Here is a 12,331-nt window from a genome sequence, read left to right as displayed (position 1 = left end):
GCTACCCAAGCTCGCGTGAAAACCTTCGACGGCGCGGGTCAGTAACCGGGCGCCGGCGGAAGGCCGAAGTGCTCCTCCAGCGTCGCAACGCCCGATTGACGCATCGCCGCCGCCGTCTCTTCGCCGACGAAGCGGTAGTGCCAGGACTCGGCGGCAAACCCGGTGATGCCCTCGGCATTGCCCGGATAGCGGAGGATGAAGCCGAACCGGTGCGCATTGGCCGCCATCCACTGCCCGGCCGCGGTGTCGGCGAAGCAGGGCGAAAGGGTGCAGGCGCCGTCGGACTGGCCCACGTCGAACGCCAGCCCGGTCTGATGTTCGGAATGGCCCGCGCGTGCGGAAATGCGGTCGGCCGCGGCGGTGTTGCCGCCGTTCTGCGCCACCCAGTGGTTGTAGGTGGACACCTGATCCTGGTACGAGCGGTAGCCGCTCACCACCGTCAGCCCCACCCCGTCGCTCTGCGCTGCCGCGAACATGTCCTCCACAGCGGCGGCAGTCTCGCCTCGCAACAGGCCGTTTGCTTCCTGCACGGCCAGTGGAACGGCCGGAAGCACCAGTCCGAAGGGGAAATAGTCGATCGGATCGAGCGGCCGGCGCTTATTCACAACAACGGTGATCGACGCCGGATCGTCCACCTCAGGGTTCGGAGCCGCGGCTGGGGGAGCGCTTGGCTCCGGTGCGGCCGTTGCCGCTGTGGTGGTGGGCACGGCCGCCAACGACGACGGCGCGTCCCCAGCGGGTTCCGACGCCACCGTAGGTTCGGGGGTCCGCTGCGCAGGAGCCGGAATGCTGCCGGTGGGAGTAGCTGAAGGTGAGGGGGAGACGGTAGGTGCTACCGCCGTCGTCGTACCGGCGTCAATCGAAGGAGGCTGAGATCCGCAGGCTGTGAGCACGACAAGTACTGCCGCGGTGGTCAGCATCGCCGACGGGATGCGACTCCGCCGACTGGCTGTCAGGTTTTGCGTAGCAGCATTCTTCGGATCGAGTGGTCGGCTTCCTTGGTAAGCACCAGGGTGGCTCGGCCGCGGGTGGGCAGGACGTTCTCCATCAGGTTCGGTTCGTTGATGCGATGCCAGATGTTCAACGCCGTCTCGCGCGCCTCTACATCTGTAAGCGAGGCGTACCGGTGGAAGTATGACTCCGGATTCGCGAAGGCACCGCTGCGCAGCGACTGGAAACGCTGGACGTACCACTCCTCAATATAGGAGGTTTTCGCGTCAACATATATGGAGAAATCGAAGAAGTCGCTGAGGGCCAGGCCCGATCGCCCATCCGCACGCATCCGGGCCGGCGCGAGGACGTTCAGTCCTTCGACGATCAGGACGTCAGGACGGCGGACCACCACCTCGCGCCCGGGCACGATGTTGTAGCTCAGGTGCGAGTACCAGGGGGCGCGAACCTCCTCGGCACCGCTCTTGACCTCGCTCACGAACCGCAGCAGCCGACGCCGGTCGTAGGACTCCGGAAAGCCCTTGCGCTGCATGAGGCCGCGCCGTTCCAGTTCCTCATTGGGGTAGAGGAAGCCGTCGGTAGTGACCAGTTCAACGTTCGGTGTGCCGGGCCAGCGGCGAAGCAGCTCCCGCAGCACACGCGCCGTCGTCGACTTTCCGACGGCGACCGAGCCCGCCACGCCGATAACGAACGGCGTGCGCTTGGTGGTCTCCCCGAGGAAGGTGTTGGTGGCGGCATGCAGCTCACCAGCGGCAGCCACGTAGAGCGAGAGCAGGCGGGACAGAGGGAGGTAGACCTCCCGCACCTCGTCGAGGTTCAGCGCGTCACCAAGACCCCGCAGGCGCTGGATGTCCTCGAGGTTCAGAGGCGATTCGAGCTCGTTGGACAGGCGCGCCCAGGTTTGGCGGTCCAGTTCAACGAAGGGAGTGACGCCGGCGTCCGCTGTTGTCGTGGCGCCGTTGGTCCGGGCTTGCTCAGTCACCCTAGGAATTCTGCCCCTTGGCCGGAACATTAACAAACGGTGCCGACGGTGCCCCAACAGTGCTCCGGGTGACCTACGGCACCTCCGTCCGCCACGAATCAGGGTTCGTGCATCCGGCAGGTAAGCTTTAGCGCATGTGTGGAATCGTAGGATACGTAGGCCGTAACAACGGCGCATCACTCAACAGCGCCGTAGTCGAAGACGTCGATTCAAACGGCAGCCATAGCGCGCTCGATGTTGTCATGGAGGGCCTGCGCCGGCTCGAATACCGCGGTTACGACTCCGCAGGTGTTGCTGTGCTTACCGACCAGGGCATCCAGTCCCGCAAGAAGTCAGGCAAGCTGACCAACCTGATCTCCGAACTTGAATCAACGCCGCTCCCCAACGCGCTGACCGGCATCGGCCACACCCGCTGGGCCACCCACGGCGGACCCACCGATCAGAACGCCCACCCGCACCTGGCCGACAACGGGCGGCTCGCGCTGATCCACAACGGCATCATCGAAAACTTCGCCGAACTCAAGGCTGAACTGCTGGAGCAGGGCGCCACCTTCGCCTCGGACACCGACACCGAGGTTGCCGCCGTCCTTCTCGGCAGCATCTACCGCCGCCTCGCCGAAGAGGGCACGGCCGACGCCCTGACCAAGGCCATGCAGGAAGCCTGCCAGCGCCTTGAGGGCGCCTTCACACTGTTGGCCATCCACCAGGACGCGCCCGACGTCGTCGTTGCCGCCCGCCGCAACTCACCGCTGGTGGTGGGCCTGGGCGAGGGCGAGAACTTCCTCGGCTCCGACGTGTCCGGCTTCATCGACTTCACCCGCCGCGCGGTGGAGCTGGGCCAGGACCAGGTTGTCACCATCACTCCCGAAGAGGTGACCATCACCGACTTCTTCGGCGCCCCCGCTGAGGGCAAGGAGTTCGAGGTGAACTGGGATGCAGCCGCAGCCGAAAAGGGCGGCTACTCCTCCTTCATGGAGAAGGAAATCAACGACCAGCCTGACGCCGTTGGGCAGACCCTGCTGGGCCGCACCGACGCCAAGGGCAACCTCATTCTCGACGAGCTGCGCATCAACGAGTCGATCCTGCGCTCCGTGGACAAGATCGTGGTGCTCGCCTGCGGTACCTCGGCCTACGCCGGATCGGTTGCCAAGTACGCCATCGAGCACTGGTGCCGCATCCCCACCGAGGTGGAGCTCTCGCACGAGTTCCGCTACCGCGACCCAATTGTGAACGAGAAGACCCTCGTGGTTGCCATCTCGCAGTCCGGCGAGACCATGGACACCCTCATGGCTGTCCGTTACGCCCGCGAGCAGGGCGCCAAGGTCGTTGCCATCTGCAACACCAACGGCTCCACCATCCCGCGTGAGTCGGATGCGGTGCTGTACACCCACGCAGGTCCGGAAATCGCCGTCGCCTCCACCAAGGCATTCCTCGCGCAGATCACCGCCGCCTACCTGCTGGGTCTCTACCTCGCACAGCTGCGGGGTAACAAGTACCGCGACGAGATTGCCGACATCCTGCGCGACCTCAATGAGATGCCGCAGAAGATTCAGAAGGTGCTGGACAACGCCGACGCCGTCAAGCAGCTCGGCCGCGACATGGTGGACGCCAAGTCGGTCTTGTTCCTGGGTCGCCATGTCGGCTTCCCGGTTGCCATGGAGGGCGCGCTCAAGCTCAAGGAGCTCGCCTACATTCACGCCGAGGGTTTCGCTGCCGGCGAGCTCAAGCACGGCCCGATCGCACTGATCGAGGAGGGCCAGCCCGTCGTCGTCGTACTGCCATCCCCGCGCGGCCGCGACTCGCTGCACGCCAAGGTGGTCTCCAACATCCAGGAGATCCGCGCCCGCGGCGCGATCACCATTGTCATCGCAGAGGAAGGCGACGAGTCCGCAGCGGCGTACTCCGAGCACGTCATCCACGTGCCGCAGACCTCCACGCTGCTGGCACCGCTGCTGACCACGGTTCCGCTGCAGATCTTCGCGCTTGAGCTGGCAACGGCCAAGGGCTACGACGTCGACCAGCCCCGCAACCTCGCCAAGTCCGTCACGGTCGAGTAACCGTGATCATCGGCATCGGTGTGGACGTTGTCGACGTGCCCCGGTTCGAGCGCCAGCTTGAGCGCACGCCGGGGCTGCGCGACCGGCTGTTCGTGGCAAGCGAGCGGGCGCTCAACACGCGCTCGCTCGCAGCACGGTTTGCGGCCAAGGAAGCTGTTGCCAAGGCTTTGGGCGCACCGGCGGGCATGAACTGGCAGGACTGCTGGATCGGCGTGGACACCAACGGAAGCCCGGTTGTCGAGGTCTCCGGCACGGTCCTGGCCGTCGCCGAGGCCCGCGGAGTGAACCGGTGGCACCTCTCATTGAGTCACGACGGTGACGTTGCAACCGCCATGGTTGTAGCCGAAGGAGAATATCCGGAGGTCACCCGCTAGGATTCTAAGCATGCTTAGTGCCTACACCGGGAAACAGGTTCGTGCAGCGGAGGTCCCGCTGCTCGATGCCGGCCTCGGGGATGTCCTCATGCAGAGGGCAGCGCACGGGCTTGCGCAGGTTGCCGCAGCAGAACTGGCGGCGAGCGGCGGAGTCTACGGAAGCACCGTCGTCGTACTCGCCGGAAGCGGCAACAACGGCGGCGACGCCCTCTACGCCGGAGCGCGCCTCCAGCGCCGCGGTGCGGGCACGACGGCGATCCTCACCTCCGACCGCGTCCACGCCGACGCGCTGGCCGCTTTCCGTGCGGCAGGAGGGCGCGCCGAGCAGCTCACCGATTCAAATCTCGACGACCTCGCTGCCCGCACAGCGGGCGCCGATCTGGTTCTAGACGGGATTCTCGGCACGGGTGGCGTCGGCGGGCTGCGCGACGCCGCGGCTGAGCTGGTGAAGCGGACGGCTGCCTACGGTCGCCCTGGGCGCGTTGTCGCGTGTGACGTGCCCAGCGGGGTCAACGCCGATACCGGTGAAGTCTCCGGGCAGGTCCTCGAAGCCGACGTCACTGTCACGTTCGGCGCCCTCAAGACCGGACTCGTGGCCGGCGCCGGCGCACGGGCGGCCGGGCGGGTTGTCCCGATCGATATTGGGCTAAACGAAACACTTCCCACGCCTGACGCGTACGTTCTTGAACCGGAGGACCTGCGCAGTCTCTACGCGGTGCCGCGTCCATCCGACCACAAGTACAGCCGCGGCGTACTTGGCATCGCTGCGGGATCCGCCATGTACCCAGGTGCCGCCGTGCTGGTGACCGGTGCGGCCCTGGGAACCGGCGTCGGTATGATCCGCTTCCTCGGTCCGCAGGCGGTGACCTCCCTAATCAACACCGTCCACCCCGAGGCAGTCTGCTCACAGGACTCGGTGGGCGAGTCCCACGTACAGGCGTGGCTTGTGGGGCCGGGTGCGACCGAAGACGAAGGCCAGCACCAGCGCGCACATGACGCCATTGCGTCCGGGCTGCCCACCGTCGTCGACGCCGGCGCCCTTCCGCTCCTTCCCGAAACCGTCGGCGGGAACGTGATCCTCACTCCGCACGCAGGTGAACTGGCGGCGCTCTTCGAACGGCGCGGGAACAGCGTCTCCCGGGAGGCCATTGAAGCCGCCCCCGCCGACTTCGCCCGCCGCGCTGCCCGGGAAACCGGTGCCACCGTGCTGCTCAAGGGCAGTACAACGGTGGTAGCGGCGCCCAGTGGCGAGCTGTTCTGCCAGACCAACGCCACCCCCTGGCTGGCCACCGCCGGCTCGGGCGACACCCTTGCGGGCATCCTGGGAGCGCTTGTTGCCACCAATGCTGACAATGACGACGTCGCCGCCGCCCTGGGCCTGCCGCCGTCGTCGCGCTGGGGCGCCCTCGCCGCAGCGGCAGCAATGCTGCACGGTCTTGCCGGCCGACGGGCAGCCCGCAGCGGCCCGGTAGTAATCAGCGATCTACCCAGTTATGTGGGCCAGGTGCTGGCCGAACTGATACCCCTTCGCGACCCTTGATGACACTGTTCACCCAAATGTCGTTGCCCTGCGCTATGAAGGAGCAGGGCACACGCTAACGAATTGACCTACGACCCGAACCGAAACTAGCAAGGAGCACACATGGAACTTTGGCCAGGAGATGCCTATCCGCTGGGGGCAACCTATGACGGCACGGGTACCAACTTCGCGCTCTTCAGCGAGGTGGCAGAAAAAGTTGAGCTGTGCCTGATCGACGACGATGGGACCGAGACCCGTGTGGCCCTCAAGGAAGTAGACGGCTACGTCTGGCACGGATACCTGCCCACCGTGGCACCGGGACAGAAGTACGGGTACCGGGTGCACGGTCCCTACAACCCGGCGGAGGGTCACCGCTGCAACCCGAACAAGCTCCTGCTGGATCCCTACGCCAAGGCGGTCCACGGGAAGTACAACTGGGATCAGTCGCTGTTCAGCTACAACTTCGGCGACGAAAACTCCGTCAACAATGACGACTCAGCCGAGAACGTGATGCTCGGCGTCGTGGTCAACCCCTTCTTCGACTGGGACGGGGACCGCAAGCCCCGCACCCCGTACCACCAGTCGGTGATCTACGAAGCGCACGTCAAGGGACTCACGCAGCTGCACCCGGAGATTCCGGAGGAGCTGCGGGGCACCTACGCCGGCGTGGCGCACCCCGCCGTGATCGCGCACCTGCAGAAGCTGGGCATCACCGCGCTGGAACTGATGCCGGTGCACCAGTTCGTCAACGACAGCACGCTCGAGGACAAGGGCCTGTCAAACTACTGGGGCTACAACACCATCGGGTTCTTCGCGCCGCACAACGCGTATGGCTCCACCGGCGACCTGGGTGAGCAGGTGCAGGAGTTCAAGGCGATGGTCCGCGAACTGCACCTCGCGGGCATCGAGGTGATCCTCGACGTCGTCTACAACCACACAGCCGAGGGCAACCACCTGGGCCCCACCCTCTCCATGAAGGGCATCGACAACGCCGCGTACTACCGGCTGGTTGAAGACGACAAGCGTTACTACATGGACTACACGGGAACGGGTAACTCCCTGAACGTACGCCATCCCCACTCGCTGCAGCTCCTCATGGACTCACTGCGCTACTGGGTCACAGAGATGCACGTGGACGGCTTCCGCTTTGACCTTGCATCTGCCCTGGCCCGCGAGTTCTACGAGGTGGACCGGCTGTCGGCCTTCTTCGAACTCGTCCAGCAGGATCCCGTGGTGTCCCAGGTTAAGCTGATCGCCGAGCCGTGGGACGTTGGGCCCGGCGGTTACCAGGTAGGCAATTTCCCGCCGCAGTGGACGGAATGGAACGGCAAGTACCGGGACACCGTGCGCGACTTCTGGCGGGGAGAGCCCTCTAGTATCGGTGAGTTTGCCTCCCGCCTGACCGGTTCCGCCGACCTCTACGAACACTCCGCCCGCCGGCCCGTGGCATCGATCAACTTCGTCACCGCACATGACGGTTTCACGCTCCGCGACCTGGTGTCCTACAACGAGAAGCACAACGAGGCCAACGGCGAGGGCAACAACGACGGCGAATCGCACAACCGCTCCTGGAACTGCGGTGTAGAGGGGCCCACGGACGATCCGAAGGTCCAGTCCCTGCGTGCCCGGCAGCAGCGGAACTTCATCGCCACGCTCCTGCTGTCCCAGGGCGTGCCGATGATCTCCCACGGCGACGAGCTGGGGCGCACGCAGGAAGGCAACAACAACACCTACTGCCAGGACTCCGAGCTGTCGTGGATCCACTGGGATAACCTTGACCAGCCGCTGCTGGAATTCACCGCCGCCGTGAACAGGCTGCGCTCCGAGCACCCAACCTTCCGCCGTCGTCGGTTCTTCGACGGCCGGCCGGTACGGCGCGGTGAGGGCGAGGCGCTTCCCGACATCGTCTGGCTGGATACCGAAGGGGAGCTGATGGCGCCTGAGGACTGGAACGCCGGATTCGGCCGGTCCATCGGCGTCTTCCTGAACGGCCAGGGAATCCACGGCCGCGATCAGCGCGGCCAGCGCATTACCGACGTGAACTTCCTGCTGTACTTCAATGCGAACGAGGACGCCGTGAAGTTCACGATCCCGTCCGCAGAGTACGGCGAGATGTGGGACGAGGTGATTGACACGGCCGGTGTGTACGCCGACTCCGACCCCATCGCCGCCGGTGCCACCGTGAACGTTGAGGGCAAGTCCATGGTGGTGCTGCGTGCACATGAGGAACCTGAGGACGTCGACCACTCGGTTGCCGCGTCCCTGGCCATCCTCGCCAACGAGAACACCGCCAAGACCGTCACACCCTGACACCTAGCAAGACCCAGTCCACACCCGCACCACCAACCCCACGAGGAGACGCCGTGCAGGCACCCAAATCAACCTACCGACTACAGATTCGATCCAGCTTCGACCTGTCGGCGGCAGCAGAGCTTGTGCCGTACCTCGTGGAGCTGGGGGTGGACTGGGTCTACCTGTCACCGGTCCTCACAGCCGAGCAGGGATCAGACCACGGATACGACGTCACTGATCCCACGTCCATCGATCCCGAGCGCGGCGGTCCTGAGGCCTTCGACACCCTTTGCCGTACCGCTCACGAAGCCGGACTCGGAGTCCTGGTGGACATCGTTCCCAACCACGTAGGAATTGCCACCCCGGCACAGAACGCCTGGTGGTGGGACCTGCTGGCCAAAGGCCGGGAGTCCCGCTATGCGGAGGCGTTTGACGTTGACTGGGACGCCGGCGGAGGACGGATCCGGGTCCCGGTCCTGGGTGACGGCGACGCGGAACTGGAACAGCTCAAGGTGGTTGACGGCGAGCTGCACTACTACGAGAACCGCTATCCCATCGCGGAGGGAACGGCACAGCCGGGAGATACGGGAGCAGACGTGCATGCCCGCCAGCACTACGAGCTGGTGAACTGGCGCCGGGCGGACAGCGAGCTGAACTACCGGCGCTTCTTCGGAGTCAACACGCTCGCCGGCGTCCGCGTTGAGGTTCCCTGGGTCTTCGACGAAGCGCACTCGGAGGTACGGCGCTGGTTCTCCGAATCACTCGTGGACGGGCTGCGCATCGATCACCCGGACGGCCTCGCCGATCCCGCCGGCTACCTCGAGCGGCTGCGGGAACTCAGCGGCGGTGCGTACACGCTGGTCGAAAAGATCCTCGAGCCCGGCGAAGCGCTTCCGGACGGATGGGCCTGCGAAGGAACCACGGGCTACGACGGACTGGCCCTCGTCGACAGGCTGTTCACTGACCCGGCCGGACAGCCCATCCTGGATGCGGCCCTGCCCACCGAAGAGTTCCACCACATGATTCACGGAACCAAGCGGGCGATCGCGGACGGGATCCTGCGTTCGGAGGTGCTGCGGCTGGCACGGCTGGTTCCCTCCTCTGCAGGGCTGGACAAGGACCAGAGCGCCGATGCACTCGCGGAACTGCTCACCTGCTTCCCGGTCTACCGGAGCTACCTCCCCGACGGCGAGGAGCACCTTGCCGAGGCAGTGCTGAGCGCAAAGGTCCGCAGGCCGGACCTCGCCCCGGTGATCGACGCTCTCCACCCGCTGTTGAATCCCTACCTGAACGACAATCCGGAGGAAGCAGCGGAACTGTCGGAGTTGCCTGAGCTGGCCGTACGGTTCCAGCAAACCTCGGGCATGGTGATGGCCAAGGGCGTGGAGGACACCGCGTTCTACCGGTTCAACCGGCTCACCTCGCTCAACGAGGTCGGTGCCGACCCATCCGAGTTCTCCCTCGATCCCTTCGAGCTGCACCGCGCGCTGCTTAACCGCCAGGAGTCCACGCCGCTGACCATGAACGCGCTGAGCACCCACGACACCAAGCGCGGTGAGGACACACGCGCGCGAATCTCGGTACTGTCCGAGATCGCGGCGGACTGGGTGGAGGATCTGGAGCGGCTGAACAAGCTGGCGCCGATCGGTGATCCGGCGTTCGCCTCACTGATGTGGCAGGCTCTGATCGGAGCCTGGCCGCTCAGCCGGGAACGCGCCCACGCCTATGTCGAAAAGGCTTCCCGCGAGGCCGATGCCAGCACCCACTGGACGGCCCCGAACGCCGAGTTCGAAGAGAAGATGCACGACGCCGTCGATGCCGCCTTCGACAACCCCGAAGTGAAGGCTGTTATCACCGGACTGGTGGACAGGACCACCGCCGCCGGCTGGTCCAACTCGCTCGGCGCAAAGCTCATCCAGCTCACGATGCCCGGCATCCCTGACGTGTATCAGGGATCGGAACTGTGGGAGACCTCGCTCGTGGACCCCGACAACCGTCGCCCGGTTGACTTCGCGATCCGCAGGCAGGGCCTGGTTGACCTGGCCTTCGGTGCGCTCCCGCAAGTCGACGACGGTGCCATGGCCAAGCTCCTTGTGGTCTCAAGTGCGCTGCGCCTGCGCAGGGACCGCCCCGAGCTCTTCACCGGGTACCGCTCGGTCCTGACCTCAGGAGCCGCGGCGGACCACGTGTTCGCGTTCGACCGCGGGGGCGCCGTCACCGCCGTCACACGGTTGCCGCTGGGACTGGAGCGTGCGGGCGGCTGGAAGGACACCGCCGTCGTACTTCCCGAAGGCCGCTACAGCTGCGCGATTACCGGCACCGGCTTTGAGGGCGGGCCCGTGCCCGCCAACCGACTGTTCGAAACCTACCCCGTAGCCCTGCTCGTGAAGGAGGAAGCACAGTGAACACACAGTCTGACACCCGCTCGAGGTTCGATGTCTGGGCACCCAAGGCACAATCCGTGACCCTGGTCGCCAACGGCGAGCACTACCCCATGGTCTCCCGGGAGGGGAGCTGGTGGGAGGCACCCAACGCGCCCGCCGGGGGAGTGATCGATTACGGCTACCTGCTCAACGGCGCCGACACTCCTGTCCCGGATCCGCGCTCCCGCCGCCAGCCCGACGGCGTGCACAAGCTTTCCCGCACGTTCGACGCCGGCGCCTACTCCTGGGGCGACGGCGACTGGAAGTCGCCCGGGCTGGACGGAAGCGTCATCTATGAGATGCACATCGGGACCTTCACCCCTGAAGGAACCCTGCACGCCGCGATCGGGAAGCTGGACTACCTTGTCGAGCTGGGCGTCCAGTACATCGAACTCCTCCCCGTCAACGCGTTCAACGGCACCCATAACTGGGGCTACGACGGCGTGCTCTGGTACGCGATCCAGGAAACCTACGGTGGACCTGAGGCGTACCAGCGGTTTGTCGACGCCGCGCACCAGCGAGGGCTGGGAGTCATCCAGGACGTGGTCTACAACCACCTCGGCCCGAGTGGGAACTACCTGACGCAGTTCGCGCCTTACCTCACCGAAGGCAAGTCCAACACCTGGGGCGACTCCCTGAACCTGGACGGACCGCTCTCGGACGAGGTGCGCCGCTACGTCGTCGACAATCTGCTGATGTGGTTCCGTGACTACCACGTGGATGGGCTGCGGCTCGACGCCGTGCACGCCCTGCACGACGAGCGGGCTGTCCATATCCTCGAAGAGTTTGCCGTCGAGACCGACCGGTGCTCCCGTGAGCTGGGCAAGCCGCTGTTCCTGATTGCGGAATCGGACCTGAACAACCCGCGGCTGATCGCACCACGCAGCGCCGGCGGCTATGGCCTGGCGGGGCAGTGGAGCGACGACTTCCACCACGCGGCGCACGTTAACCTCACCGGCGAGACGGCTGGCTACTACGCCGACTTCAACTCGATCGGCGCGCTCGCCAAGGTGTACCGGGAAGGTTTCTTCCACAACGGCACCTGGTCTTCCTTCCGGGAGCGGTCGCACGGCCGGCCCATAGACCCCGCGAAGCACAGCACGCACGAGCTGGTGGTATGCACTCAGAACCACGACCAGATCGGCAACCGCGCCTCGGGTGACCGGATCAGCGCGACCCTCAAGCCTGCGCAGCTTGCACAGGCCGCCGTGCTGAACATTGCCGGTCCGTTCACGCCGATGCTGTTCATGGGCGAGGAATACGGTGCCAAGACACCGTGGCCGTTCTTCACCTCGCACCCCGAGCCCGAACTCGGCAAGGCAACGGCGGAGGGACGCCTCCGTGAGTTCGAGAAGATGGGCTGGGACCCGGACGCTGTGCCCAACCCGCAGGACCCCGAAACCTTCGAGTCCGCCAAGCTCGACTGGACGGAGAAGGACAACCCGGACCAAGCGCGGCTTCTGGACATTTACCGGCAGCTGATCCGGCTCCGCCGCACGAACAAGGACCTTCGGAATCCCGACTTTACCTCGATCAGCGTCGATTTCGACGAGGACGAGCGGTGGCTGGTGCTGGGACGCGGGCGCACCTCAGTGGTGTTGAACTTCGCGGACCGTGAGCAGGAGATTCCGGCCAAGGCCAAGGAGGTTCTCCTCAGCACCGAACCTGGCGAATCGATCGGCAACAAGACCGTGGTGGTGCCGGCGCACGGTGCGGTCATCGTGAAAGGCTGA

At 65.6% G+C, this 12,331-nt stretch carries 8 protein-coding genes; 6 read left to right on the top strand and 2 right to left on the bottom strand.

From position 1 onward, the window contains the following. Positions 1-38: 38 nt before the first annotated feature. Both GC088_RS11200 and coaA read right to left on the bottom strand, forming a co-directional pair. Positions 39-920 (bottom strand): M15 family metallopeptidase, encoded by an 882-nt coding sequence (locus GC088_RS11200; RefSeq protein ID WP_323959089.1) that lies wholly within the window; start codon positions 918-920, stop codon positions 39-41. Between the two features lie 32 nt (positions 921-952). Then, positions 953-1,963: a type I pantothenate kinase gene (coaA, locus tag GC088_RS11195; protein ID WP_323959088.1), complete on the bottom strand. Its 1,011-nt coding sequence runs from the start codon at positions 1,961-1,963 to the stop codon at positions 953-955. Positions 1,964-2,067: 104 nt separating this feature from the next. Between coaA and glmS the strand changes: the two genes are divergently transcribed. The 6 genes from glmS to treZ all read left to right on the top strand — a co-directional run bounded on the left by glmS (position 2,068) and on the right by treZ (position 12,331). Further along, positions 2,068-3,990 (top strand): glutamine--fructose-6-phosphate transaminase (isomerizing), encoded by a 1,923-nt coding sequence (gene glmS / locus GC088_RS11190; RefSeq protein WP_323959087.1) that lies wholly within the window; start codon positions 2,068-2,070, stop codon positions 3,988-3,990. A gap of 2 nt (positions 3,991-3,992) precedes the next feature. After that, a complete protein-coding gene (locus GC088_RS11185) occupies positions 3,993-4,364 on the top strand; it encodes a holo-ACP synthase (protein WP_323959086.1) in 372 nt (123 codons plus the stop codon). 10 nt (positions 4,365-4,374) lie between these two features. Continuing rightward, positions 4,375-5,904 (top strand): NAD(P)H-hydrate epimerase, encoded by a 1,530-nt coding sequence (locus GC088_RS11180; RefSeq protein WP_323959085.1) that lies wholly within the window; start codon positions 4,375-4,377, stop codon positions 5,902-5,904. 102 nt (positions 5,905-6,006) lie between these two features. Continuing rightward, positions 6,007-8,193: a glycogen debranching protein GlgX gene (gene glgX, locus GC088_RS11175; RefSeq protein WP_323959084.1), complete on the top strand. Its 2,187-nt coding sequence runs from the start codon at positions 6,007-6,009 to the stop codon at positions 8,191-8,193. A gap of 53 nt (positions 8,194-8,246) precedes the next feature. Next, complete coding sequence (gene treY / locus GC088_RS11170; protein WP_323959083.1) at positions 8,247-10,580, top strand: malto-oligosyltrehalose synthase; 2,334 nt, start codon at positions 8,247-8,249, stop codon at positions 10,578-10,580. Further along, entirely contained in the window at positions 10,577-12,331 is a 1,755-nt protein-coding gene (gene treZ / locus GC088_RS11165) for a malto-oligosyltrehalose trehalohydrolase (RefSeq protein ID WP_323959082.1), read from the top strand. Before treY ends, treZ begins: the two co-directional genes overlap by 4 nt.

Source organism: Arthrobacter sp. JZ12 (assembly GCF_035189165.1).
Lineage (GTDB): Bacteria > Actinomycetota > Actinomycetes > Actinomycetales > Micrococcaceae > Arthrobacter_D.
This window is presented reverse-complemented; position numbering and strand designations above follow the sequence as displayed.

Excerpts from the sequence above, each read along its gene's own strand:
- glgX (WP_323959084.1), top strand. The coding sequence starts at position 6,007 with ATGGAACTTTGGCCAGGAGATGCCTATCCGCTGGGGGCAACCTATGAC.
- GC088_RS11180 (WP_323959085.1), top strand. The coding sequence starts at position 4,375 with ATGCTTAGTGCCTACACCGGGAAACAGGTTCGTGCAGCGGAGGTCCCG.
- coaA (WP_323959088.1), bottom strand. The coding sequence starts at position 1,963 with ATGTTCCGGCCAAGGGGCAGAATTCCTAGGGTGACTGAGCAAGCCCGG.
- GC088_RS11200 (WP_323959089.1), bottom strand. The coding sequence starts at position 920 with ATGCTGACCACCGCGGCAGTACTTGTCGTGCTCACAGCCTGCGGATCT.
- glmS (WP_323959087.1), top strand. The coding sequence starts at position 2,068 with ATGTGTGGAATCGTAGGATACGTAGGCCGTAACAACGGCGCATCACTC.